Source organism: Vibrio sp. 10N.261.55.A10 (assembly GCF_041470825.1).
Classification (GTDB): domain Bacteria; phylum Pseudomonadota; class Gammaproteobacteria; order Enterobacterales; family Vibrionaceae; genus Vibrio; species Vibrio crassostreae_C.
The window spans coordinates 1-26,799 of the sequence record NZ_JBFRNC010000048.1; the positions used below are offsets into that span (position 1 = coordinate 1).

Genomic DNA, 26,799 nt, shown 5'->3' on the forward strand with positions numbered 1-26,799 from the left:
TGTTAAAGAGCTTTGCTTGTTGAGCCTTCCTTTTAGTAAGGAGCCTCTCGAAGTGGACGGCCATTCTAGCGGATTAGATTCCAGTGTCAAACACTTTTTCCAGCTAATTTTTCAAAGCATCTTAAATGCTTATCACCGTCTTGTTACTCAGTTCAAACCGCTTGGTTATCCTTGGCAACGGAGGCGCATTATAGAGAGAATAATCCTTTGTACAAGGCTAAAAACGAAAAAAAGCCGCCACCGGCGACCGTTCGAACACTATTCACACAAAGCGTTTAAAATAGGTACGATTAAGCCTTAATTTCGGCCAATCGTACCTACCGTTCTTACTTCAACTATTGGTGAGCAATAATGCGGTCGTTGTTTACTAATAGCTGCACTTTCTTATCTGGATTAATTTTTCCTGCCAGTATCGCTTTCGCTAACGGGTTCTCGACACTTTGTTGAATCGCTCTTTTCAAAGGTCGTGCACCATATACTGGATCAAAACCAACTTGAGAAATTAACTTGAGTGCTTTATCCGAAACTTCAAGCTCATAACCATTGTCTTCCATTCTCTTCTTAAGGTGCTCAAGCTGAATAGCGGCTATCGACTGAATGTGCTCTTGACCCAATGGATGGAACACCACGCTTTCATCAACTCGGTTCAAAAACTCAGGACGGAAATGTTTACCTACCACTTCCATCACTTCATTCTTTATTCCTTGGTAGTCGAGCGTATTGAAGTTCTCTTGAATTCTCGAAGAGCCAAGGTTGGATGTCATGATCACTACCGTGTTTCTAAAATCGACTGTACGACCTTGTCCATCAGTTAAGCGTCCATCATCAAGCACCTGCAATAAGATATTGAAAACATCAGGATGCGCTTTCTCTACTTCATCTAGCAAAATCACTGAATAAGGCTTGCGACGCACTGCTTCTGTTAAGTAACCACCTTCTTCATATCCAACGTAACCCGGAGGAGCACCAACCAAACGAGCAACAGAGTGTTTCTCCATAAACTCAGACATGTCGATACGCACCATTGCATCGTCACTATCAAACATGAAGTTCGCGAGTGTTTTACACAACTCCGTTTTACCAACGCCAGTTGGACCAAGGAATAAGAAAGATCCAATCGGCTTGTTTGGATCAGATAAACCTGCACGGCTACGACGAATCGCATTCGATACCACTTCGACTGCTTCCGCTTGGCCAATAACTCGCTTATGTAGAACACCTTCCATGTTAAGAAGCTTCTCTTTCTCGGCTTCTAGCATTTTAGAAACAGGTATGCCTGTTTGCTTCGATAGCACGTCTGCAATTTCTGCATCAGTGACCTTATTACGCAGCAGCGTCATTTCTTGCATTTCAGCTTGAGTCGCAAGATCTAACTGCTTCTCTAATTCTGGGATTCGACCGTATTGCAATTCAGACATTCGGTTAAGATCACCAGCACGTCTCGCAAAATCCATATCCATACGAGCTTGTTCTAGCTCTGACTTGATGTGTTGCGTGCCAGAAAGCGCGGCTTTCTCTGCATTCCACACTTCTTCAAGCTCTGCGAAATCTCGTTCTTTGTCAGAAAGCTCTTCTTGTAATGTTCGAAGGCGTTTTTCACTGGCTTCATCATTTTCATTGGTAAGAGCTTGCTGCTCGATCTTCAATTGAATGATTTTACGCTCGAGCTTATCTAACGACTCAGGTTTTGAGTCGATCTGCATACGGATACTCGAAGCCGCTTCATCAATCAGATCAATCGCCTTATCTGGCAATTGGCGATCAGAAACGTATCGATGAGATAAGGTTGCCGCCGCGACAATCGCAGGGTCAGTAATTTCTACATGATGGTGAAGTTCATAGCGCTCTTTCAAACCGCGGAGAATTGCGACCGTGTCTTCCACGGTTGGCTCATCGACTATCACTTTTTGGAATCGACGCTCTAACGCAGGATCTTTCTCTATATACTGCCGATATTCATCGAGTGTGGTTGCACCTACACAGTGAAGTTCACCACGAGCCAATGCAGGTTTCAGCATATTACCCGCATCCATAGAGCCTTCACCTTTGCCCGCACCGACCATGGTGTGAATTTCATCGATGAAGAGAATGATATTGCCCTCTTCTTTCGATAATTCATTAAGAACTGATTTTAAACGTTCTTCAAATTCACCACGATATTTAGCACCGGCAATTAAAGAGCCCATATCTAACGAAAGTACACGTCGGCCTCTCAAACCTTCAGGTACTTCATTGTTAATAATACGCTGAGCCAAACCTTCGACTATCGCTGTTTTACCGACACCTGGTTCACCGATAATGACAGGGTTGTTCTTGGTGCGGCGTTGAAGTACTTGGATAGTGCGACGGATTTCGTCGTCTCGGCCAATAACAGGATCTAGCTTGCCTTGCTCTGCTCTTTCGGTCAGATCAATGGTGAACTTCTCGAGTGCTTGGCGTCTATCTTCCGCATTCGGGTCATCGACCTTCTGGCCACCGCGGACTTGTTCAATAGCTTGAGATAATTTTTGCTCGGTAAGACCTAGCTCTTTAAGTAGGTTTCCTAAAGGACCTTTGTCTTCAATAGCAGCCAGTAGGAATACTTCTGAAGATATATAACTGTCTTGACGCTTTTGCGCGACCTTATCACACAGGTTAAACAGCGTTCCCATCGCATTCGATAGCTGAACGTCACCACCGATGCCACTTACTTTAGGCACTCGGTCTAATATTTCGCTCAATTTAGAACGCAATTGAACCACATCAATATTCAGCATGGTGAGCAATGGACGAATTGCACTACCATCTTGATTAAGCAAAGACACCATTAGGTGCACAGGTTCTATATATTGGTGATCACGACCTAATGCGAGCGACTGAGCATCAGATATCGCAATTTGGAATTTACTAGTGAATCGATCGAGACGCATGCCAACCTTCCTACTCTTAGATATGTTTATCTTATGGTTAGAAGATGGATACGGTAACGCGGATTTTCAAGGGATAAGAATGAAGAATAGAGCTGATATAAAAATATAAATGAACTGGATGACTGGTTGCACTAACTAAAGGTTACTCTAACCAAATAAAAGTAGCTTGGCGTCCAGTAATACCATCACGACGATAAGAATAGAACGCATCCGCATCAGCGAAGGTACATAGATTGGAGTCTGTAACAGAAGTGACACCAACTTTGTTCAGTCTTTGCGTTGCAAGCTGAGACATATTCGCTAGCCATTTGCCCGGTTCAGCTTTGGCTTCAAATGCAAGCTTAGCTTGAGAGTCAAAACTAACGAAAGCTTCCAACACATCATCGCCTACTTCAAAAGCTTGTTTGCCTATTGCAGGACCAAGCCAAGCAATGATCTTATTCTCTGAACCTAAGTTTGAAAACTTTGCGACGGCATTTTCAAGAATTCCACCAGCAAGACCACGCCAACCAGCATGAACAGCTGCAACTTGAGTGCCTTTGGTATCAGTAAGGATTACAGGTAAGCAATCGGCTGTCATCGCAGAACAAACAACACCTTTAGCTGTGGTAAACGTACCGTCAGCATCAAGAATATCTGCCGTAGGGTGTAAAACCGTAACGACATCTGTTGAGTGAGTTTGATGTAGCCATACCGGAGCGGCAGGCATATTAGCGTATTGCTTGAGCCAGGCTCTGTTGTTTTCAACAAGAGAAGCATCATCCCCAACATGCGTACCTAGGTTTAATCCTTGATACGCACCAGTAGAAAAACCATCAAAACGTGTCGAAGCAAATGCTTTCACGTTTTTTGGTGCATTCCAGTTAGGGATGATCATCGACATGATTAAATGTCGTCTTCCAAGTTTTCGCGAGCATCAACACGTAACGCTTCAGCCATCACAACCATGTCATTTGGCACAGGAGCGTGGAACTCAACTTCTTCACCTGTAATTGGGTGAACAAATTTAAGCATAACGGCGTGCAGTGCTTGGCGATCAAAAGAACGAATCATTGTTGTTAGTTCTTCAGATGCACCTTTTGGAATACGAGCACGGCCACCGTATGCAACGTCACCTAGCAGCGGGTGCTGAAGGTATGACATGTGAACACGGATTTGGTGAGTACGACCCGTTTCTAGGCGTAGACGAATACGAGTATGCTCGCGGAAGTGCTCAGCAACACGGTAGTGAGTTACCGCTGGTTTCCCTAATTCATTTACGTCCATTAGAGTACGCTTAGTTGCGTGACGGCTAATGCCTTTTTCTACCACACCACCAGCGGTCATTTTGCCAATTGCAATTGCTTCATACTCACGAGTAATACGACGCTTAGCAAGCGCACGCACAAGACGAGTTTGAGCTGGAACCGTTTTAGCTACAACCATAAGGCCTGTTGTGTCTTTATCAAGACGGTGCACAATACCTGCACGAGGTACTTCTGCAATCTGTGGGTAATGGAAAAGCAATGCGTTTAGTATGGTTCCATCCGGTGTGCCTGCGCCTGGGTGTACAACCAGATCGCGAGGCTTATTGATAACCAATAAGTCATCATCTTCGTAGACAATGTTTAGAGGAATATCTTGTGCTTCCCAGCGCTCTTCATCTGCAAGTTCAGCTTGCAAGATGATCTCTTCACCGCCCAAAACCTTAACGCGCGGCTTTGTAATAACTTCGCCATCCACTTGGATTTTGCCGTCAAGAAGCCACTCTTTAATGCGAGAGCGAGAAAAATCGGTAAATAGTTCAGCGACAGCTTGGTCTAAACGTTGACCTAACTGGCTGCTTTTTACTGTGTCTGTTAATGTGATCTGCTGAGCCATATCGAACTTTTTTAAAAACCGTGAGACTAATACCCATTAGTATGGATAAAATAGAATAATTGCATCATTGTATCTGTTACTGGTTAGAAAGTAACGGAAGCTTACGAAATATTTAATTCAAGGAATCGACGCCTGACATGAAACACCTTACTTTATCGGGTCTATTAGCCGTATCACTCTTGGTTGGTTGTTCAAGTAGTGAAGAGATAGTGCCAGATGTACCACCATCGGTTCTCTACTCTGACGCTCAAGAATCACTGCAGAGCGGTAGCTGGCTTTCAGCAATAGAAAAGCTAGAAGCCCTAGACTCACGTTACCCATTCGGCGCCTATTCTGAGCAAGTACAGCTCGATCTGATTTACGCTTACTACAAAAATGATGACTTGGCACTTGGCCTCGCTACCATTTCACGTTTCCTACGTTTGAACCCAACGCATGAGAAACAAGACTGGGTTCTTTACATGCGCGGCTTAACGCACATGGCGCAAGACCGAAACTTCATGCACGATATTTTTAATATCGACCGTAGTGACCGAGATCCTGAACCAGTGAAACTTGCGTTTGCTGACTTCAAGCGACTACTCGAACGTTTCCCTAGTAGCCCTTATGCTGAAGATGCACAAAAACGCATGTTCGCACTTAAGAACCGCCTAGCAGAGTATGACTTAGCAACCGCTGATTTCTACCTACGCCGCGAAGCTTGGATTGCTGCGATCAACAGAACGCAAGAGCTGCAAAAAACTTACCCAGACACCATTGCTGCGCGTAAGTCTTTAGATATCCAGCTAAAAGCTTATCAACAACTCGGCCTAGATGACGCTGTGTTAAGAACAGAAAAGTTGATTGAGTTAAACCCACTACCTTAATCAAACCTCTTACATCTCAATCCTAAAAGCGCGCTAATTTACTAGCGCGCTTTTTTTCATCTACATATCGCAAACTTGATGGATCGCATAATACACGGTATCTTCAAAAGATAACTTTTAACAAAACATCAACATGGAGTGTGGATGTGAGTAGGTTGTTATTATTTATCTGGATATCGCTATTTAGCCACTTATCCTACGCATTAGAACTGTCTCCATTAAGCAATAAGCCTTACATGGGTGACTTGGATGTGCTCAAAACCAAAGGAACGGTTAGAGTGCTAGTGTCTGCCGATCTTGGTTTCTATTACATCGAGGATGGCAAGCCAAAAGGCATCGTGGCAGAAATGCTCTACCACTTTGAGAAAAGCCTTCGTAAGAAACATCCCTACCTCAATGTTCAAGTCATCCCCGTGCAACGAGATGATCTACTTCCCTCTTTAGAGTCTGGCTATGGTGATGTCGCTGTCGCTAACCTAACGATCACCGATAAACGATTACGAACCATCGATTTTTCGGATCCGATGATTAAAGATGGTAAAGAACTCATTATCACAGGGAAAAAGGCCGAACCTATCACCGAAATCAAGCAATTGAGTGGCAAAGAGGTGTGGATACGAGCAAGCTCGAGTTACTTCGAGAGTGTACAAAGAGTCAATAAGGAGCTTAACGAGCTAGGTTTACCACCACTGCATGTCCACTTTATCGAGGAGTCATTACAAGACTACGAGCTGATAGAACTGGTTAACCAAGGTTATATACAAGGCACAATTCTGGATAACCATAAAGCCAAGCTCTGGATCGATGTAATGGAAAACATTCAAGTCCATAACGACTTACCTTTACGAGAAAATGGTCGTATTGCTTGGGCTTTAAGAAAAGACAGCCCTCAACTGAAGAAAGAGATAAACAAATACGTCAAGACCGCACGAACAGGCACCCTGCTTGGGAATGTCATCTACCAGAAATACATCGACAATACTCGCTGGTTAGGCCGAGCACTCAACCCCAATAAAGTAGACCGAGTAGCTAAACTCTCAGATGTCTTTGAAAAGTATTCGAGCAAGTATGAATTTGATCCTTTGATGATGTCAGCTCAAGGTTTCCAAGAATCAGGACTGGATCAGAGCCGGATTTCTCATCGCGGGGCTATTGGTGTGATGCAGGTATTACCGAGTACCGCCAAAGATAAAAACGTCAACATCAAGAACATCCATAAGGTGGATAACAACATCCATGCGGGTGTGAAGTATATGCGCTTTATCAAAGACCGATATTTTGACGACCCGGCAATATCACCCGACAATCAAATCTACTTTACCTTGGCTTCTTACAACGCTGGTCCTGCTAAGATCAGAAAGATGAGGAGCATTGCCAAGCAGAAAGGTTACAACCCAAACATCTGGTTTAAAAACGTAGAAATCATCACTCGCAAATACGTGAGTAAAGAACCCGTAACCTATGTTGCCAACATCAATCGTTACTTCGTAATCTATAAACAATTACAAGCTATCAATGCTATCCGAGAGGACGGCACAGCGAGATTACTGAACACTAACGACTAGGATCGCCTCCATCCCAGAGCTGGGGAGCCAAAGGTATTAGGTAAAGCTAAAAAACACAAAAGCCGCATAAGAATACTTATGCGGCTTTTGTTTATCTAATTCTGAAGAAGCTTATGTAGCGACCTATATTACAAGACCTATATCACAAAACACTATTGAGTAAATTTCAATCAAGCACTTTCCATAGGCTGTAGGACGCCCCTAAAAACTGATTTAATTTTTAGCGAAGCCTTGCCTCCAAGTTATCGTTTTTCATAAGGATAACAAGCATTTTTCGCCAAAAAGATACTAAGACTTGCGTAAGATCACATTTGATTTTAATGCTTATCCCACCCAACCAAAACAAGATCTAGATCACATTCTTTATTCCTAAAAGTCGTAATCTGAAGTTAACCCATGAGGGATACAACAGAGGAAAACTTCTATGAAAATGAACATCACTGGTAAAAACATCGACATTACCTCTGCAATCCGTGATCACATAGAAAGCAAATTTAAAAAGCTAGATAAATGGCAAGTAGACATCATTGGCTGCCAAGCGAGCTTTAGCGAAGAACCAAACAAGAAGAAGAAATTTGAAGCGGTACTAACCGTACCAAAAGGCCAACTTGTTGCTTCATCAATCCATGACGACCTCTACGTAGCGATCAACGAAGTAGAACAAAAACTAGAGCGTCAACTCAACAAGCTACGCCATAAACCAGAAGCGCGCCGCGCTGAAAAGCCTGAAATCGAAGAGCTAGAAGCTGAAGTAGAATAAGGAAAGAGAACAGATTAAAAAATAGCGCCTCAGGGCGCTATTTTTTTGCTTGACGCTCGTAGCTCGCTTGCTTATTGTGTTTAAACATTCATAAAACAATCACTTTTTATGCACACTCAATCTTTGTTTATTTTTGACTTCTTTTTTCTTCCGTAAATCGGAGGCTAAGTCGTTTTAGAAAAACAAGTCAAAAACGAACAAGAAGCCTCCCACACTAGGGAGGCTTTTTTATAAGGACACATTTATGACTGACCGCTCAATTTCACTGGATGATATCCGCCTTCGTCTTAATGATTTAGACGACGAACTCCTGAAGTTACTTTCAGAGCGTCGCAAGCTAAGTATCGAAGTCGCTAAAAGCAAAGTAGAGACATCAAAACCAGTTCGTGATGCAGTACGAGAACAACAACTATTAGTTAAGCTGATCAACAACGGCAAAGATAAATACGAACTTGATGCGCAGTACATTACCAAGCTGTTTCACACCATCATCGAAGATTCCGTTTTACTACAACAGTCATACTTACAAAACCTAGCGAACCCGCAAAGCCGTAAACCATTGGCTCGCGTTGCATTCTTAGGTTCTAAGGGATCGTATTCTCACCTTGCGAGCCGCGAATACTTCAGCCGCAAGAATATGGAATTGATTGAGCTGAACTGTAATCACTTCAAAGAAGTCGCATCAACAGTAGAGTCTGGCCATGCCGACTACGGTGTCCTGCCGATTGAGAACACCAGTTCAGGGTCAATTAACGAGGTCTACGACCTGTTACAGCATACGACTCTATACATTGTTGGCGAACTTTCTCAACCGATTGAGCACTGCCTTGTTGCTAAAAGTGATATCCGTTTAGAAGACATCAAAACACTCTACTCGCACCCACAACCTCATCAACAATGCAGTGAGTTCTTGAGCCGCCTTAAGGGTGTCAACCTTGAGTCTTGCGCAAGCACCGCTGATGCAATGAAAAAAGTTAAAGAATTGGGTGGTAATGACGTAGCTGCTATTGGTAATGCATCGAGCGGTAAGCTTTATGGACTACAGCCAATCCAGAGCAATATTGCAAACCAAACAGAGAACCACACTCGTTTCATCGTTGTGGCGCGTAAGCCTGTTGAAGTATCGACTCAAATACCAGCGAAAACAACGCTCATCATGTCGACATCTCAAGAGGCGGGTTCTTTGGTAGAAACACTACTGATCCTGCAACGCTTAGGCATCAACATGACTAAGCTAGAATCTCGTCCTATCATGGGTAACCCTTGGGAAGAGATGTTCTATGTCGATTTAGAGGCGCATCTGGATTCAGATAATATGCAACAAGCGATAACGGAACTAACAGCCATTACTCGCCACCTTAAGGTGTTGGGTTGCTACCCAAGTGAGAACATCAAAGCGACTCAAGTTAAGTTGTCATAGCTGAAAGTGAGTATCAGCTTTTAGCTAACATAAGTATTTGGCCTACAGCAGGCCAAATACTTAAATCACCCTCTAGTCGAGTACTATTCTCGCTAAGAAAACTCACCCTAGCATGCCTGAAACACAATTCACTTGTTTCGCACATTCGGCACGCTTACTCTCTCCACTACTTGAGCCTTTCTAACAAAAACTCATTAGTGGCTTTTTTTATCAATAAAGACAAAACCTTACCCCCTTCACAGGAAATCATCGAACTACGTATAATTAATAGCGAGTAAGCATTAAGTAACATAAACTTATGCGCTTAATTTATAAATAGTGTTGTCATTAACTATGAAGCTAAGTACTAAAATCTTACTACTAATAGCCCCTGTGATACTGATCAGTACCGCGGCTTCTAGCTATATTATTTATTCGACGCAAAAAAGCAGTTTCATCAAACGCGAAGACAACGCACTTCAACTGAACATGGAAAAACTAGCCGGATACTTTCGCCAATCTCGTTCGTTCCTCAATAGCTACTCTTACACCTTGACCCAGAGTGATATGGTGAAGCGTTATTTTCTCACTGACCAAAATCTATCTCGCGATCTTGAACTGGTCAGTAACCTTCGAGAAGCCATTCATTTCCTGCAAGATGACGATGAAAGCTATACAGGTTTAGCACTTCTTAATGGTGTTCGAAAACTGCGTTATTACGCGGATAATAGCAATGACTCACGCACTCAGATCGACAGTAAGATATTGGAGTATGTTGACCAGCACTATCAAGACACCCTAGCAACATCGAGTACCAACTATATTCAAAACTCCCAAGGCGAAGGGATGTTGGTTCACTATGACAAGGTAGACAGAAAAGCGATTTTCCCAACCGCAAGCAATCAACCCGACGATGTGTTCTTTGTTGTTGTCTCTGTCTCTCTCGACAAATTTAATGCGCTGCGAAAACAAATAGAGTTCGACTACCAAACCAGTTTGTTCTTCACATCCATAGCGGTTTCTTTGGAAAATGATGTCACCCACTCAGTCAAGCTTGCACCAGAACTGTACGCCACGGTCGACCCGGCGCAATTCCTGTTGGAAAACAAGCTCGATTCGATTTGGAACAAGCTGAGTTTGTCGTTTGCACTGTCTGCGTTTGTGACTGTCGCTCTGCTACTCATGCTTCTGTCTCGCACTGTGATTACTCCAATAACACGGCTCGATCGACAGCTACAGCAAGTCGAAAAAAAACAACGTAAGAACATTGAACGCTTAGGCACTCGTGATGAACTTGGCCGCTTATCACAGCGTTTTTATGACATGTACCAAGAGCTAGACAACACCTACCAGCAAACCAAGCTCTTGGCCGAAAATGATCAGTTAACCCAAATAGCCAATAGGCATCAGTTTCAAACCTTCGTTCAGCAATCGTTGCCAAAACCGAGTTCGAATACCGAAACCTGGGTTCTCTATTTTGACTTGGACAACTTCAAGTTTGTGAACGACAAATACGGGCATCAAATCGGCGACTCGATTCTGGTTTCTTTTGCTCAGCGTATTTCAGATATTTGTCGTCATTATAAAGAGGAATTCGACGCTCATTGTATGCCAGCCCGACTTTCTGGAGACGAGTTCGTTGTCTACATTAACGCTCCTAGTCACCGAGGAAATGTCGCGCATCGATTCTCGAATGATTTACTGACTCCACTGCAAAAAGGTTTTGTCACCGAATCAGGCAGCTTTCCGATCACGGTCAGTATTGGTATTGCGACCTACCCTAATGATGGCAACTCAATCGAGAAGCTACTGTCCAACGCGGATACTGCGATGTACCAAGCCAAGCGTGCCGGTAAAAACCAATTTGCTGACTATTCACGGGATTTAGACAAAGCCATTCAGCGCCAAGCAGACATTGAACGTGCGCTTAGAGGTAAGAATTTTGATGATGAATTCAGGCTCGTTTACATGCCCTACATGGATTCTACCGGGACTGATGTTATTGGCGTTGAGGTGTTATTACGTTGGAATTCAAAGCAACTTGGTTTGGTTCCACCGGATGAGTTCATTCCAATAGCCGAACAAACCGGGCTGTTCGAACATGTTGACCGCTGGGTAATACAGAATGCGTTTGCTTCATTCCATCGACTTCAGACTCAATTTGATCACTCGATTCAATTGTCGATCAACTTATCTTCTGCTGGCATTGAAACCACTCACCTTGCGGGTTTCATTAAAGAACACGCGGAGTTAAATCGAATTCCACCAAGCCTAATCGATTTTGAAATCACTGAAACCTTTTACTCAAACTCAGAAGGCTTCCCATTGCTGAATGAGCTGTCATGCATGGGTTATCGACTGGCGATTGATGACTTTGGTTCCGGTTACACCTCTATCACTCAACTGGTGCAGTATCCAACTCAGAAAATTAAATTGGATAAAGCGTTTTTGGATACCTTAATTGAAACCGATAACCAGAACATCGTAAAACCAGTTATCGGGTTGTGTCATGCTCAGGGTAAGAAGGTCACCGCCGAAGGGATTGAAACTCAAGACATGCACCAGTGGTTACAGGATGCACAGTGCGATATGCTGCAAGGCTATTACTTTGGTAAACCCATGCCACTAGAAGAGTTGAGTGACTGGTACCGACAACATCAACTCAATCTAATCGACAACAAAAAGAATCCGACACATGAAATCTGTAATCATCGCATCGCTGAACCCAGCTAAAATCAACGCCGTTAAAAGTGCGTTCTTATCTGCTTTTCCTGATACTGAATTTGATTTCCAAGGCATCAGCGTCCCTAGTGGTGTCGCCGATCAACCGATGAGCAATGATGAAACCTATCAAGGTGCCGTGAATCGAGTTCACAACGCAACTCAAGCTCAGCCTGATGCAGACTTCTATGTTGGTCTAGAAGCGGGAATAGAAACAAACGTCACCTTTGCCTGGATGGTGATCGAAACGAATGGCCAACGTGGCGAGTCTCGTTCAGCAAGTCTGATGCTGCCACCAGCCGTGCTTGAGAAACTAGAGCATGCAAACGAGTTAGGGGATGTGATGGATGAAGTGTTTGGTACCGACAATATCAAACAGAAAGGTGGTGCCATTGGCCTACTGACACATAACCAATTGTCACGCAGTTCGGTCTATCATCAAGCTTTAATTTTGGCTCTGATCCCATTTGTGAATCCTGAACACTTTCCTATTTAGTATTTGAGGCTTCCTTAAACTTCAAAAGATTCCAAGAACAATCTTCAGAAACAAAAAACGCTAACATCCAGTTAGCGTTTTTTATCGAATTCGTATTCATACTATCGCGTGATAGCTTAATTCCATTATTACTTTAGCAATAGGTCGGCGATCACGACTTTCTCTTGCTCAGATTTGGCCTTTAGCTCATTTGAGCCTCTGGTTATCGTCGCTACGCCTACGCCCAGCATTTGACTCACCTGTCGTTGAGACATATCGCCTTTCATCAGCTCACAGAAGATATTAATTCGAGCAACCAGAGCATCTCGCTCGTCTGGTGTCATCATCATAGTCAACAACAGCTCGTGCTGATCTTTTTCGACAGCCGTCTTTACCAAGTCCATCAGTTGTTGCCAATTATCATATTCAGGTTGTGATGCCATATCTCTACACTTACTTTTAAATTCTGACTTTAAAGAGTCGCTTAACGATTGAAAGCGTTTAACACTTTATACCGAAACACTTGATGCGATCCAATGTAAAAAGGCAGTAAGTGGAAATGGTTCGCACTCACTGCCTTTATTCTTACTCAGTTTCGGGCCAAATGCCGAAGGCTTAGTATTTCGTTTTTGCCTCATGGGGCGCTAAAAACGTCCCTTTCTCACCCAAGATATCTCGATAGTAGGTCTCAAACATCAAGATATTCTGAACGTAGCCACGTGTCTCTTTGAATGGGATCATTTCGATAAATGCAAAGGCATCGAGCTTTTCATCGCTGCGTGAACGCCACTGTTTCACACGGCTAGGTCCAGCATTATAAGCCGCAAACGCAAAGATACGGTTGTCATCATATTGAGCGAGTAAACCATCTAAGTAGTGACTGCCAATCTCAATGTTTTTGCCGACATCATAAAGATCATCGCTGCCCTGATACTTAATCTTATGTTTGTTCGCTGTGTATTGCGCCGTCTTGGGCATAATTTGCATAATGCCACGCGCGCCAACTGGAGAGCGAGCTTCTGAATCCATCGCACTCTCTTGTCTTGCTAAAGACATCAAAGTGATTGGATCGAGATCGTGCTTTTCAGCGTAGAAGTTAAACCACCACTTATGAGCAACAGGGAAGCGCAGCGCAATGTTATCCCACATCTTCGCAGAGATACTCGCTGTTACGGTAAAGTGATTCCAACGCTGTGTCGCAGCGTAAGCGGCAAGCATCTCTTTTTGCTCTTTATCTGCATTGGTCAGTAACCAGCGCCATTCACTTTTCGCTGCCGCAATTTTGTCTCGGTCAATCAGTTCACCAATACGCACCAAAGAGGTGTCGAATGGCTTCACTGTTTCAGCATTGTATTTAAGTGTCGATGTTGGATATTGAACTGGCTTACCTAACTGCTTAGCCGCAGCCACACTGTAGAAATTACGCTGACCCAAGATATCTGACAGTCGCTTATTGCCTTTGTCAGTATCGCCCGTCGCGATTTCAGCTCTGCCCTGCCAATATTGCCAACGAAGCGAAGCCTGATGTTTATCATCCAAGCGCGCTATCCACTCTTTCAAACCCGTCCAATCGGCATGTTGAATTGCTAAGCGAGCACGTCGTTCCAGCAGAACTTGCTTTGATGAACTCGCGAGCATTTTGTCGCGCCACACCATTAACTCTTCAGAGTCGGTGTTGATCAGACGAAACGTTAGGTAATCAGCGAGCTCTTGAGATTTCTCTTTCGAAAACTTCTGAGCCTTGATGACATCATCAAACACCTTTTGAGCACTGCTTGATGATTTCCTTGCTAGCTTCTCGAAAGCAAACTCGGTTTGAGCTTGGTAGAATTCATTCGCTGGATGTTTTTTAGCAAACGCGAGTACATTTTCAGGCTTGTTGTACAACGCCTTCATCTGCTTCGCTTGAGCAATTGACTCATCATGATCCAATTGCTTAATCAGATAGCTCATTAACTTACCGTTACGGCCCTCGAACGCTAGCAGCATTCTATCCAGAATCAGCTCATCAGTTCTTAGCCCAGCTTGATCCCAGCTTTTAAATAAAGGGTCACAAGCGTCATCAACACCACTACCACTCAACCAAAGTTGTTTAGCTCCTTTAAAGGCAAGTTCTTGGTTACCTTGCTCGTAATGCGCTCGATAATAAATACATTGGTATTTTTCACCGACAGGCTCTTTGGTTTGAAACTCAAGGATCGTCTTCCACTGTTTTTGAGAAGCCAATGAGTCCAAATAAGGTGCGCGCATTCGATTGGAGAAAGGCAATGCCTTGTTCTCTTCAATGAAAGCATCGACCTCAGCAGGTGTGCGATCACCTAAGCCAATCAGAAAGGCCCGATAATCGGTGTAAGGTGTTAAAGGGTATGTTTGAATTTTGTTACGCAGCGCGGAGTAAGCTTTTAGATCACGGCTGTCTAAAACCTCTTGCGCTTTGTCATAAACGTCACGCTGCATTTCAAGCTCGGATGCATTGCTAGCCATAGCGACCGGAGCCAGTGAAACCGAAGACAAAATTGCCGATGCAGCCACAGCAATTTTCGTATTACCAATGCGGAAAAACATTCGCTCTTTCCTTAGTGCGTGTATGAATACGTGAAGTCTATTTACGCCCGACATCACATCAAATGTAAAGGATTTGAGTGTAAATATTATTAATATTTAACACTTCGCCTCAGAAGCCCATTAAATATAGTTTTAATGACCAATGTGACAATAATAGGTAAGGATTAGTTCAAGAGTGGCTTTTCTGCCCTAGGAGTAACATCTTTGAGGATATTGGTATAAAATAGCAGACAATTTTGAACAATAATTAGGATCGATCGGCAATGGCTGAATACGTATATACCATGTCTCGGGTGAGCAAAACTGTTCCACCTAAGCGTCAAATTCTTAAAGACATTTCTCTTAGCTTTTTTCCTGGCGCTAAAATCGGTGTTTTGGGTCTAAATGGTTCAGGTAAATCTACCCTACTACGTATCATGGCTGGTATTGATACTGATATTGATGGTGAAGCACGTGCACAACAAGGCCTTAAAGTAGGTTATCTACCACAAGAGCCTGTGCTAGACGAATCAAAAACTGTTCGTGAAATCGTAGAAGAAGCGGTTTCTGACGTTGCTGACGCACTTAAGCGTATTGATGCGGTTTACGCAGCTTACGCAGAACCAGATGCAGACTTCGATGCACTGGCAAAAGAGCAAGGCGAACTAGAAGCTCTGATTCAAGCAAAAGACGGTCACAACTTAGAGACTGCTCTAGAGCGTGCTGCTGATGCACTTCGTCTTCCTGAGTGGGATGCGAAAATTGAATTCCTATCAGGTGGTGAGCGTCGTCGTGTTGCTATCTGTCGTCTACTTCTTGAAAAGCCAGACATGCTGCTTCTTGATGAACCAACCAACCACTTGGATGCAGAATCAGTAGCATGGCTTGAGCACTTCCTTGTTGATTACAGTGGTACTGTTGTGGCGATTACCCACGACCGTTACTTCCTAGACAACGCAGCTGGCTGGATTTTAGAACTTGACCGTGGTGAAGGTATCCCATGGGAAGGTAACTACACGTCTTGGCTAGAGCAAAAAGACGAGCGTCTTAAGCAAGAAAAAGCGGGCGAAAGCGCACGTCAAAAGACAATCGAGAAAGAACTTGAATGGGTTCGTCAAAACCCTAAAGGCCGTCAAGCTAAGTCTAAAGCTCGTATGGCTCGTTTTGAAGAATTGACAACTGGCCAATACCAGAAGCGTAACGAAACTAACGAACTGTTTATCCCGCCAGGTGAGCGTCTAGGTGACAAAGTTCTTGAAGTGAACAACCTAACTAAATCGTTTGGTGATCGCGTTCTTATCGACGACTTATCGTTCAGCATGCCTAAGGGTGCAATCGTCGGTATCGTTGGTGCCAACGGTGCAGGTAAATCAACACTATTCAAGATGCTAAGCGGTGCAGAACAGCCAGATTCAGGTACAGTTGAACTAGGCGAAACCGTTAAGCTTGCTTCTGTTGATCAGTTCCGTGACAGCATGGACGACACTAAGACAGTATTCCAAGAGATCTCTGAAGGCGCTGATATCATTAAGATCAACAACTTCGAAATCCCTGCGCGTGCTTACTGTTCTCGTTTCAACTTTAAAGGCAACGACCAACAGAAGATCATCGGTGAGCTTTCTGGTGGTGAACGTAACCGTGTTCACTTAGCGAAACTGCTAAAAGCGGGCGGTAACGTACTGCTACTCGATGAGCCTACCAACGACCTTGACGTTGAAACGCTACGTGCTCTTGAAGAAGCACTGCTTGAATTCCCGGGCTGTGCAATGGTTATCTCGCATGACCGTTGGTTCCTTGACCGTATTGCGACCCATATCTTAGACTACCGTGATGAAGGTCAAGTTAACTTCTACGAAGGTAACTATACTGAGTACACTGAGTGGCTTAAGCAGACTCTAGGCGCACAAGCGGCAGAGCCGCACCGTATCAAGTACAAGCGTATAGCTAAGTAAATAAGCTTGTATTTTGAACAAAGGCCGCGATAATAGCGGCCTTTGATATATCTGGCTTACGTGTAATGCATCGATATAGAGAGATTACTTATGGTTGAAAGACGTCAATTTTCACGAGTTATTTATCAAGTCCCGACTGAGATCTCACAAGGACAAGTAAAGGTATCAGGCTCAGTGCAAGACTTATCACTCCATGGTTTACTCATTCAATGCAATGAATCAAAACAACTTAGCCATGATGTCCCTGTTCAAGTGAGCTTTAAACTCGAAAACAGTGATATCAATATTCAGTTAGAAGCAACGATAGTCTCTACCATCAATACCTCAATGCGTTTACGCATAGAGCATTTAGATATTGATAGTATCAGCCACCTTAAGCGCCTTGTTGAGCTTAATGTTGGTGACGATGACCTGCTTTATAGAGAGATTGAACACCTTACCGACTTAGGTAAGGAATAATATCTCCATTACCCTTTTTCTATTAGAAGCATTTAGTTAATACAGAACCATGTCTAAAAAAGTGTCCATTACTATTCCCTCTAGTCAGGGGGAACAGACGTTTTACTTCGGCCGTAAAGCCGTGCTCATTTGCACTACTGCCATTTTTTCAGTACCGCTATTGATTGGCGGAGCGGCGTACATGCACTTCGAGAGTAAACAAGAACTCGCACTGCAAGCGGGTGATGCCCAACAGTTGATTGAAACACTGATTGTTGAAAAAGAACAAACAGAATTTCTTTATGCTGAGCAAGTAGAAACCAACCATTCGCTATCGCAAACACTGACCGAGAAAGAAGGCACGATTCAGCTACTTGGTAAGCGTGTATTCGATGTGGAATCAGTACTGGGTCTTGCTGATGAAGATCTGCTTACCGATGATATTTCTTTAGAAGATCGCATTGATGCGGCTGCAGTCGATTCAGCAGTAAGAGCCACAATGTTCCGCTTGATTCCAAACGACAGTCCGATGGCTTATCAACGTATATCTTCTTCTTATGGTAGCCGCACTAACCCTATTTCAGGGAAACGCCATGTACATACTGGTATCGATCTAACGTGTAAGCGTGGTGAAGATATTGTCGCGCCCGCAGATGGAGTCATTGAAACGGTACGCCCAAGTAAAAAAGGCTTCGGCAACTTTATTACTATGCGTCACTCGTTTGGTTTCATGAGTTCTTATGCGCACCTACAGAAGTTCAAGGTACGTAGCGGTCAGTTTGTCAGTAAAGGTGATGTGATTGCGAGCTGTGGTAACTCAGGTAACTCAACTGGGCCACATCTGCATTATGAAGTACGCTTCCTTGGTCGCTCATTGAACCCTCAATACTTGATGGATTGGACACCAGAAAACTTCAATTACGTGTTCGAGAAAGAGAAAAAAGTTAAGTGGGGTCCACTGGTTCAACTGATTGATAATGTGGTTCGCTTGCAGATCAACCTGACCAATGTGCCTTACATTAGCTCGACTATCGACACCGTATCCAGCGATGATAACCGAGTATCGAACGAGAATAACAAAGAGCCTATCGTGACTAACTAGGTTTGTTCGTTTGGCCCATGATGATCCAAATGCATTTCGCCTACTATAGGCCAGATGCAATATCGGCATTCAACACAAACAAAAAGAGCGACCAAATGGTCGCTCTTTTTTATTTTTCAAACCACACTATTAACCGCGATGAATCGAGTCATGTGCTTGTTTTAACAGGCTTTGGCTCTCTTGTAAAAATTGTTGTGAGTAGTCACCAAACCAATAACTCACTTGGTTGAAGCTCTCAACAAACTTAGCCTTATCTTTGCCATCTAGAATTTCTAACGCTTCTCCGAAACAGCTATGGAAGCGTCGAATCATCTCAATATTCTCATCCGAAGAAAGAATGATATCGCCGTACAAGTTCGGGTCTTGAGCAAACAGACGACCAACCATCGCAATCTCAAGTCGGTAGATTGGCGAGCTTAGTTTCAGAAGTTGATCAATGTTCGGGTTCTCTTTACTCAGGTGCAAGCCGTAAGCAAAAGAGGTGAAGTGACGAAGTGCTTGAATCAAGGTCATGCCGTGATCGTGTTCAGCTGCATCCATCTGGCAAAGGCTCGCGCCCCAAATACCAAATTGATTCAGTAGCCATTGGTAGCTTTCAGAACCACGACCATCACTGTAAACAATCACCTGCTTAGCAAGGCTGGGAACATCAGGGCCAAACATTGGGTGCAATCCAACCACTGGGCCTTGGTGCATGTTCATCATTGCTTGCAGCGGTTTAGATTTAATTGACGTCAAATCACATAGAATACAATCGCTTGGTAGATTACCTAGCTTCGCAATCACACCTTCCGTTAGGTGAATTGGAACCGTAACAACCACAAGCCCAGCATTATCTAAGATTTCGTCGGCCTTATCCCAATCTTGGCTGCCAAGGATTTTCACTTCGTAGCCAGACAGTTTGAACATACGACCAAACAAGCCACCAAGTTGACCATTACCACCAACGATAACCACTGAACGTAACTCTGGGTTAAGGCACTTAAAGCCAGAATCTTTCTCACTGGCATAAGACTCACGCATAGTACGACGTAAAATGTCTTCGATTAACTGTGGTGGAACCCCTATTTTCTCGGCTTCTTGACGACGAGATGCCAGCATCGCAGCTTCACGCTCTGGTACATAAATAGGTAAACCATGTTCACTTTTTACTTCGCCTACTTTCTCTACTAGAGCAAGGCGTTGAGCCAGTAAATCCAACATTTGTTTATCGACAGCATCGATTTGGTCGCGTAATTCGTTCAGTTCAACGGCCATTTTATTCCTTACTAATCTATAAGCCCGTGCCAATCTATAAGCCCACAATCATGCAGGTTCGCTAGCAACAGATCTTAAAATGCCTCATTAGATGAGGCACTTAAATTTAAACTCTGACTAACCTTTCAAGCGGTTCTCTAAGAACGGGACTAATTCCGTATGTGCATGTTTTAATAGTGCCTCAGTTGAATCCCAATTGATACACGCGTCGGTAATAGAAACGCCGTATTTCATCTCATTGAGAGGTATATCCGAAGATTGGTTTCCTTCGTTAATATGGCTTTCAATCATCAGGCCGATAATCGACTTGTTGCCTTCACGAATTTGGTGAATCACATCTTCTGCAACTAAAGGTTGGCGACGGAAATCTTTACGAGAGTTCGCGTGGCTACAGTCGACCATTAGCGCTGCCTCTAAACCAGATTTACCCAGCTCTTGCTCACATTCGTGTACCGATACTGAATCGTAGTTCGTCTGCTTACCGCCACGTAAAATCACGTGACCATTTGGGTTACCTTGCGTTGTTAGTAGTGCAACCTGACCTTCGCGGCTGATACCCATGAAACGGTGGCTAGAAGAAGCCGCCTGCATTGCGTTGATTGCAGTGCCTAGGTTGCCATCGGTGCCGTTTTTAAAACCGATTGGCATTGAAAGACCACTTGCCATCTCACGGTGAGTTTGAGATTCAGTCGTACGAGCGCCAATAGCCGCCCAGCTGAAGGTATCTGCTAGGTATTGCGGGCTAATTGGGTCTAATGCTTCAGTCGCTAGTGGGATTTCCATCTCAGCGAGTTCAACAAGTAGTTCACGACCAACATGCAGACCATGCTCAATATCGAAAGTGCCGTCTAGATGTGGGTCATTGATCAAACCTTTCCAACCGACAGTGGTACGAGGTTTCTCAAAGTAAACACGCATAACAATATACAGTTGATCGCTAAGTTGCTCAGATAAGGCTTTTAGGCGTTTCGCGTACTCTTTCGCAGCTTCAATGTCATGGATAGAACATGGGCCACATACAACAAGCATGCGATGATCTTTCTTATGAATGATGTTTGCGATAGTTTGACGAGACTCTTGAATGAAACGACGAGCATTATCACTCAAAGGCAGTTTTGCTTTTAACTCCTCAGGAGTAATCAGTACCTGTTCGTCGATGATATTGACATTGCTTAATTCACTTTTCTGCATAACTCAACCTGTATATTTATTTTTACACCCAACATTTCCATTTGGGCTAACAATCTTTAAAAACACAATAACAGCTAAAAAAACGATTGCAAGTGTAAACAATAAAAAACATTAACTGTAAATTTTATATTACACGTTGAATTTAGCTCACTCTAAGAGATAAATAGGTTTAAACCATGGATCACACATACAAAAAAGGCGATATTTATCATATCGCCTTATCTAAAATTATTATGTGTTTATTTATCACTCACTGCCTAGCATTCGCTTAATCGTCTCTGAGGTCCCTTTCCACCTAGCATCCGAGTGAAGTGTCGACAAATCAAAGCTGTGTTTTTTAAGCAATGAGTTGGCTAAAGGCACCTCTTGAATCGCTAAGTTATCCAGAGCTTCAATTTGTGCATCTCGCTTATTACACATCAACACCATGTCACAACCTGCATTCAAGGCCGCTTTCGCTCTGTCGGCTGGTCCACCCATTATGGCAGCGCCTTCCATCGTTAAATCATCAGAGAACACCAAGCCTTTAAACCCAAGCTGCTGCTTCAATACTTTCTGCAGCCAATACTGTGAACCGCTCGCAGGTTGATCATCATAGTGAGAGAAAACCACGTGAGCTGGCATCATGGCATCCAATATTCCAGCTTCAATTTGCGCCTTGAAGATTGCCATGTCTGTTTCAAAGATGTCGTCTCTAGGGTCATATGGCGTCTCTAAGTGTGAGTCAGCAATCACGCCACCGTGTCCAGGGAAGTGCTTGCCTGTCGTCGCCATGCCAACCGACTTCATGCCTTTGATGAAAGCGCTGCTATGACGAACAATAGTATCAATATCTTCGCCAAACGCTCGGCTACCAATCGCTTTACAGTCATGGCCTTTGTCTAATACTGGCGCAAAGCTCAGATCGATATCGTGGGCAATCAATTCTGCCGCCATCAGCCAGCCAGCCTGTTCTGCTAAATGTTCACCGTTATTCTTAGTCGCGAATTCTTGAGCAGCTGGGATAATTGAAAAGCCATCGCGGAAGCGCTGAACTCGACCACCTTCTTGGTCAACACCAATCAAAATAGGACGTTTCGCTACCTTACGAATTTCTTTGTTTAACGCCGATAACTGTTTGCTATCGTGGTAGTTTCGAGCAAATAAGATGAGACCACCAACAGTTGGGTGCTCTAAAATTTCTCTGTCTTCAACTGTCAGCTCGTAGCCTGCAACATCAACCCACAACGGTCCCATATTTATCCCTTATTAAACCTAATTTCATAAACTTCCCGAGATTATTCTCTTTAAATTTGCTTTACAATGTTTTTAAACCAATCTGTGGAAGACTTTAAGAATGCAGTGCAAGAGCTTAGAAATGGATCATAAAGAACTGTATATCGGTGTGATGTCAGGGACGAGTATGGACGGTGTTGATACTGCCTTAGTGTCGATTGAAGATACGCGCATCACATTGCTTGCTCATGATGAGTTCCCAATGCCTGACGACCTCAAAGCGCGTCTGCTTGAAGTTTGTATTGGTCAGAAAACCGATTTGATTGCCATTGGCGAACTCGACCACCAGCTTGGCCATCTGTTTGCTGATGCGGTTCTGCAACTTCTCGAAAAGTCAGGCACACCAGCACCTTCTGTAACTGCGATAGGTAATCATGGTCAAACAGTGTTCCACCAGCCAACAGGCGATTCGCCATTTACCATGCAGTTGGGTGATGCCAACATCATTGCCGCTAAAACACAGATTCAAACGGTTGCCGATTTTCGACGTAAAGACATGGCATTAGGCGGACAAGGTGCGCCATTAGTCCCCGCCTTCCACCATACGATTTTCCACCCGCAAGACAGCTCGGTTGTGGTGTTGAATATTGGTGGTATCTCGAATATTTCAGTGCTGCGCCCTAATCAGCCAACGCTTGGTTATGATACAGGTCCGGGCAATATGTTGATGGACGCTTGGGTTGATAAACACACGGGTGAGAAGTTTGACCGTGATGCGCAATTTGCGCTTAAAGGTCAACTCAATCAAGCTTTACTCGAACAGTTGTTAAATGAGTCTTATCTATCTCAAATGCCACCGAAAAGTACTGGTAGAGAACTATTCAACCTACCTTGGCTAGAGCAACAATTAACAGAATTTAAAGATCTTGCAGTAGAAGATGTTCAGCGCACGCTTTGTGAATACACCGCATTGACGATAGCCAATGAAGTGGAGACTTATCGCTTGGGTAACCAGCCTGCACTGTATGTGTGTGGCGGTGGTACAAGAAACCCATTGTTGATGAAGAGGCTGTCTGAACTGCTTCCAAGTTGGGAGGTTGACTCAACCACCAGTAAAGGCGTGGATGCCGATCACATGGAAGCAATGGCCTTTGCGTGGCTTGCTCAGCGTCATGTTCATAAACTGCCAAGCAATTTACCAGAAGTGACTGGCGCAAGCAGAGCGGCCTCTCTAGGCGTTCTCTATCGAGCTGACTAAACAACTTTAGAACCATAATTTTAGAATCACCATTTAAGGATCATTATGAGTAACGACGCTCTCATATCAGCGCTCTCGCACCTCGTTTCGGAGGGGAGAAACCCTGACACTATGGATATTGATCTGCTCACCTCTCTCGAAGTGGTTGAAAAGATTAACCAACAAGACAAACAAGTCCCACTGACGATTGAAGCGGAACTGCCACAGATCGCGAAAGCGGTCGATAAAATTGCTCATGCCTTTCAAAACGGTGGTCGACTGATTTATATGGGCGCAGGCACCAGTGGTCGATTAGGCGTGTTAGACGCCTCAGAATGCCCACCGACTTTCGGTGTTTCGGACAAAATGGTTATCGGCTTAATTGCAGGCGGACCAGAGGCGATTTTAAAAGCCAAAGAAGGTGCAGAAGACTCGCTAACTCTCGGCATTGAAGATCTGAAAGCGATTCAGTTTTCAGAAAATGATATCGTGGTAGGTATTGCTGCGAGCGGTCGCACACCTTACGTGATTGGTGCACTCAACTATGCCAATCAGCTTGGCGCAGTAACGGTTGCATTATCTTGTAACCCTGACTCTCCAATTGCTGAAATCGCTCAAATCGCAATTAGCCCGGTGGTTGGCCCAGAAGCATTGACTGGTTCAACACGACTCAAATCAGGTACAGCACAAAAGCTGGTGCTTAATATGCTGACCACTGCCAGCATGATTCGCATTGGTAAGAGCTACCAAAACCTTATGGTCGACGTAAAAGCGACCAATGAAAAGTTGGTTGCCCGCGCCGCTCGTATCGTTATCCAAGCAACGGAGTGCGATAAAGCACTGGCGGTGTCGACACTTAAAGCGACTGATTACGATGTGAAGTTATCTATTTTGATGATTCTAACAGGGCTAGATTTAGAGTTAGCCAAGGCTCAGCTTGATAAGCAAAATGGCTTCTTGAGAAAAGCCGTCGAGAATAATCAGTAATCTTAATTTGGCTTGTAGCTTCTCATTTAGACAGCTACTTCAACGACATACAAAAAGACCAGCACACACGCGGTACTGGTCTTTTTTTAGTTTTAATTTTTTATGGCTAGCTTGGGCTTAATAGTCGTTTGAGAACTCGTCCCAGCCGCGTTGCCATTCCATACGGAAACGTTGAGCGTCTTCCGTACCAGAACACACGCCTTCATACACCTGACCAGATAAACCAATCTGATAAGCATGGTTCGGATTACAATATTCAGTCACACCTAGGTGATAACCTTCTGTGTAACTCGCTTGATCGACTGCGCCAAGCTCAGTCATCTCTGAATACGAACGCTGAGTGTGGCCTTTGATACCATCACGATAGCCAATCTCTTGCCAATTGCCTTCAGCTGCTAAATCTTGAACATTGGCGCTGCATCCTGCAAGGCTAAATGCCACGGCGAATAGTACGATTATTTTTTTCATTTCAATCCTTTATATTGTTACTTCACCACTTTCTGACGAAGCGCTGCCTTTGTGGTGATTCTCCACTGAACGCCTATCGATGTCCACTTATTGTCTAATGTTCGCCACTTTAGGTTCATTCCGACCACTCAGAATCAATAGTCGCCGTTAAGCCAACTCAAACAACCTCTCTATAGAGCTAATAGGCCTCTCGATAGAAATATCGGCCACTCAGCACAGTGAACAAACCACTAAATCAGTTATAACACCGCTAAATTGGCTATTCGACCACTCACTCTCGTAGCGGAAGTTTCTTCTCATCGACTCCTTTAATATACACCCTGACTTAATTAATACATTCAGGGATAACAAATTATGATGTGGTTTCTTACCTGTGTCGCAGCACTCATTGGTGGCTACTTTATTTACGGTACCTTTATCGAGAAGATTTTCGGTATCAATGAAAAACGCCAAACACCTGCTCACACTAAGCAAGATGGCGTGGACTACGTTCCAATGTCGACACCAAAGGTTTACCTAGTTCAGCTGCTTAACATCGCAGGTGTAGGTCCAATCTTCGGCCCTATCATGGGTGCCCTTTATGGTCCAGCAGCAATGCTTTGGATCGTTCTAGGTTGTATCTTCGCAGGTGCAGTACACGACTACTTCTCAGGTATGTTATCTATCCGTAATGGCGGAGCTTCGGTTCCAACCATCACTGGACGTTACCTAGGCAATGGCGCAAAACACTTTATGAACATCTTTGCCATTGTTCTACTGCTTCTTGTTGGTGTGGTATTCGTATCTGCTCCAGCAGGTATGATCACTAACCTAGTGAACGACCAAACTGATTTCGCGATGTCTGCAACTACGATGGTTGTTATCATCTTTGCTTACTACATCATCGCAACGATTGTCCCTGTCGATAAAATCATTGGTCGCTTCTACCCACTGTTCGGTGCACTGCTTATCTTTATGTCTGTTGGCCTAATCACTGCGATTGGTCTATCTGACGAACACCAAATCATGGGGGGCTTTGAGATCAGCGACATGTTCACCAACATGAACCCGAATGACCTACCACTTTGGCCTGCTCTCTTCATCACTATCGCATGTGGTGCTATCTCTGGCTTCCACGCCACTCAGTCTCCTCTGATGGCGCGTTGTATGGAAAACGAGAAGAACGGTCGCTTCGTATTCTACGGCGCAATGATTGGTGAAGGCATCATCGCTCTAATCTGGTGTGCACTTGCTCTGTCTTTCTTCGGTTCGGTTGAGTCTCTGTCTGACGCAATTGCAAACGGCGGCCCAGGTAACGTGGTATACAGCGCTTCATTTGGTCTACTGGGTGTATTTGGCGGTATCCTTGCTTTCCTTGGCGTGGTTATCCTACCAATCACTTCTGGTGACACAGCGTTCCGTTCAAGCCGTCTTATCCTTGCTGAATACTTCAACATGGAACAGAAAACACTGCGTAACCGTCTACTAATGGCGTTACCACTGTTCGTTATCGGTGGCATCCTGACTCAAGTTGATTTCGGTATCATCTGGCGCTACTTCGGTTTTGCTAACCAATCAACAGCCGTAATGATGCTGTGGACAGCTTCAGCTTACCTACTTCGCCACAACAAACTGCACTGGGTAACAACAGTTCCAGCTATCTTCATGACGTCTGTGTGTATCACATTCATCCTGAACAACAGCCAACTGGGCTTCGGTCTACCAATGCAAATCTCAACCATCATTGGTGTGGTGAGTGCGCTAGGTGTTGCGGCTTACGTTATTAAAATTTCAAAAGGCAAAGGCGATATCGACCTAGCTGATGAAGAAGAGAAAGAAGCAAAAGGCGTCACCAAAACAGCCTAGTTCTTTAA

At 44.1% G+C, this 26,799-nt stretch carries 22 protein-coding genes and 1 other annotated feature; of the genes, 13 read left to right on the top strand and 9 right to left on the bottom strand.

Going from position 1 to position 26,799, the window contains the following annotated elements; all coding sequences use genetic code 11:
* Positions 1 to 301: hypothetical protein (locus AB4274_RS15175; RefSeq protein ID WP_372112535.1), on the top strand; the 301-nt coding region annotated here is incomplete at its 5' end.
* Positions 302 to 335: 34 nt separating this feature from the next.
* Here AB4274_RS15175 and clpB read toward each other — a convergent pair.
* From clpB to rluD, 3 genes are all read right to left on the bottom strand, one after another.
* Entirely contained in the window at positions 336 to 2,909 is a 2,574-nt protein-coding gene (gene clpB / locus AB4274_RS15180) for an ATP-dependent chaperone ClpB (protein ID WP_372112536.1), read from the bottom strand.
* A gap of 142 nt (positions 2,910 to 3,051) precedes the next feature.
* Positions 3,052 to 3,792 (bottom strand): peptidoglycan editing factor PgeF, encoded by a 741-nt coding sequence (gene pgeF / locus AB4274_RS15185; RefSeq protein WP_372056314.1) that lies wholly within the window; start codon positions 3,790 to 3,792, stop codon positions 3,052 to 3,054.
* A gap of 2 nt (positions 3,793 to 3,794) precedes the next feature.
* Positions 3,795 to 4,769 (bottom strand): 23S rRNA pseudouridine(1911/1915/1917) synthase RluD, encoded by a 975-nt coding sequence (gene rluD, locus AB4274_RS15190; RefSeq protein ID WP_017059364.1) that lies wholly within the window; start codon positions 4,767 to 4,769, stop codon positions 3,795 to 3,797.
* Between the two features lie 137 nt (positions 4,770 to 4,906).
* On the opposite strand from rluD, the gene AB4274_RS15195 reads away from it, so the two are divergent.
* The 6 genes from AB4274_RS15195 (at position 4,907) to yjjX (ending at position 12,576) form a co-directional block, all read left to right on the top strand.
* Complete coding sequence (locus AB4274_RS15195; RefSeq protein WP_017059363.1) at positions 4,907 to 5,635, top strand: outer membrane protein assembly factor BamD; 729 nt, start codon at positions 4,907 to 4,909, stop codon at positions 5,633 to 5,635.
* Between the two features lie 140 nt (positions 5,636 to 5,775).
* Positions 5,776 to 7,200, top strand: coding sequence for a lytic transglycosylase F (locus AB4274_RS15200; RefSeq protein ID WP_346762950.1), 1,425 nt, complete (start codon positions 5,776 to 5,778; stop codon positions 7,198 to 7,200).
* A 424-nt stretch (positions 7,201 to 7,624) separates the two neighbouring features.
* Positions 7,625 to 7,960, top strand: coding sequence for a ribosome hibernation-promoting factor, HPF/YfiA family (hpf, locus tag AB4274_RS15205; RefSeq protein WP_004735034.1), 336 nt, complete (start codon positions 7,625 to 7,627; stop codon positions 7,958 to 7,960).
* Positions 7,961 to 8,070: 110 nt separating this feature from the next.
* Positions 8,071 to 8,192, top strand: a sequence feature (Phe leader region).
* A gap of 12 nt (positions 8,193 to 8,204) precedes the next feature.
* Positions 8,205 to 9,380: a prephenate dehydratase gene (gene pheA / locus AB4274_RS15210; RefSeq protein ID WP_017059361.1), complete on the top strand. Its 1,176-nt coding sequence runs from the start codon at positions 8,205 to 8,207 to the stop codon at positions 9,378 to 9,380.
* Positions 9,381 to 9,713: 333 nt separating this feature from the next.
* Complete coding sequence (locus tag AB4274_RS15215) at positions 9,714 to 12,092, top strand: putative bifunctional diguanylate cyclase/phosphodiesterase (protein ID WP_372112537.1); 2,379 nt, start codon at positions 9,714 to 9,716, stop codon at positions 12,090 to 12,092.
* Entirely contained in the window at positions 12,055 to 12,576 is a 522-nt protein-coding gene (gene yjjX / locus AB4274_RS15220) for an inosine/xanthosine triphosphatase (protein ID WP_017062855.1), read from the top strand. Before AB4274_RS15215 ends, yjjX begins: the two co-directional genes overlap by 38 nt.
* A gap of 128 nt (positions 12,577 to 12,704) precedes the next feature.
* Here the strand turns inward: yjjX and trpR are convergent, their stop codons facing one another.
* Positions 12,705 to 12,998, bottom strand: coding sequence for a trp operon repressor (gene trpR / locus AB4274_RS15225; protein ID WP_017059358.1), 294 nt, complete (start codon positions 12,996 to 12,998; stop codon positions 12,705 to 12,707).
* Positions 12,999 to 13,170: 172 nt separating this feature from the next.
* Entirely contained in the window at positions 13,171 to 15,120 is a 1,950-nt protein-coding gene (gene sltY / locus AB4274_RS15230; RefSeq protein WP_102321444.1) for a murein transglycosylase, read from the bottom strand.
* 263 nt (positions 15,121 to 15,383) lie between these two features.
* Here sltY and ettA point away from each other — a divergent pair, with 263 nt between their 5' ends.
* The 3 genes from ettA (at position 15,384) to AB4274_RS15245 (ending at position 18,591) form a co-directional block, all read left to right on the top strand.
* Complete coding sequence (gene ettA / locus AB4274_RS15235; protein ID WP_017056147.1) at positions 15,384 to 17,051, top strand: energy-dependent translational throttle protein EttA; 1,668 nt, start codon at positions 15,384 to 15,386, stop codon at positions 17,049 to 17,051.
* A gap of 90 nt (positions 17,052 to 17,141) precedes the next feature.
* Positions 17,142 to 17,510, top strand: coding sequence for a PilZ domain-containing protein (locus AB4274_RS15240; RefSeq protein ID WP_017059356.1), 369 nt, complete (start codon positions 17,142 to 17,144; stop codon positions 17,508 to 17,510).
* A gap of 49 nt (positions 17,511 to 17,559) precedes the next feature.
* A complete protein-coding gene (locus AB4274_RS15245; RefSeq protein ID WP_372102423.1) occupies positions 17,560 to 18,591 on the top strand; it encodes a M23 family metallopeptidase in 1,032 nt (343 codons plus the stop codon).
* Positions 18,592 to 18,720: 129 nt separating this feature from the next.
* Here AB4274_RS15245 and tyrA read toward each other — a convergent pair whose 3' ends face one another.
* The 3 genes from tyrA to nagZ all read right to left on the bottom strand — a co-directional run bounded on the left by tyrA (position 18,721) and on the right by nagZ (position 22,275).
* Positions 18,721 to 19,848 (bottom strand): bifunctional chorismate mutase/prephenate dehydrogenase, encoded by a 1,128-nt coding sequence (tyrA, locus tag AB4274_RS15250; protein ID WP_017066927.1) that lies wholly within the window; start codon positions 19,846 to 19,848, stop codon positions 18,721 to 18,723.
* A gap of 117 nt (positions 19,849 to 19,965) precedes the next feature.
* The gene (locus AB4274_RS15255) at positions 19,966 to 21,039 is read right to left on the bottom strand and encodes a 3-deoxy-7-phosphoheptulonate synthase (protein WP_017059354.1); all 1,074 of its coding nucleotides are present in this window, start codon (positions 21,037 to 21,039) and stop codon (positions 19,966 to 19,968) included.
* Between the two features lie 246 nt (positions 21,040 to 21,285).
* A complete protein-coding gene (nagZ, locus tag AB4274_RS15260; RefSeq protein WP_372112539.1) occupies positions 21,286 to 22,275 on the bottom strand; it encodes a beta-N-acetylhexosaminidase in 990 nt (329 codons plus the stop codon).
* A gap of 121 nt (positions 22,276 to 22,396) precedes the next feature.
* Here nagZ and AB4274_RS15265 point away from each other — a divergent pair, with 121 nt between their 5' ends.
* Entirely contained in the window at positions 22,397 to 23,512 is a 1,116-nt protein-coding gene (locus AB4274_RS15265) for an anhydro-N-acetylmuramic acid kinase (protein WP_372112541.1), read from the top strand.
* 45 nt (positions 23,513 to 23,557) lie between these two features.
* Positions 23,558 to 24,478 (top strand): N-acetylmuramic acid 6-phosphate etherase, encoded by a 921-nt coding sequence (gene murQ, locus AB4274_RS15270; RefSeq protein WP_372112543.1) that lies wholly within the window; start codon positions 23,558 to 23,560, stop codon positions 24,476 to 24,478.
* A 117-nt stretch (positions 24,479 to 24,595) separates the two neighbouring features.
* Here the strand turns inward: murQ and AB4274_RS15275 are convergent, their stop codons facing one another.
* A complete protein-coding gene (locus AB4274_RS15275; RefSeq protein WP_017059350.1) occupies positions 24,596 to 24,946 on the bottom strand; it encodes a DUF2799 domain-containing protein in 351 nt (116 codons plus the stop codon).
* Between the two features lie 354 nt (positions 24,947 to 25,300).
* On the opposite strand from AB4274_RS15275, the gene AB4274_RS15280 reads away from it, so the two are divergent.
* On the top strand, positions 25,301 to 26,791 hold the full coding sequence (locus AB4274_RS15280) for a carbon starvation protein A (RefSeq protein ID WP_017062863.1): 1,491 nt from the start codon (positions 25,301 to 25,303) through the stop codon (positions 26,789 to 26,791).
* Positions 26,792 to 26,799: the final 8 nt, after the last annotated feature.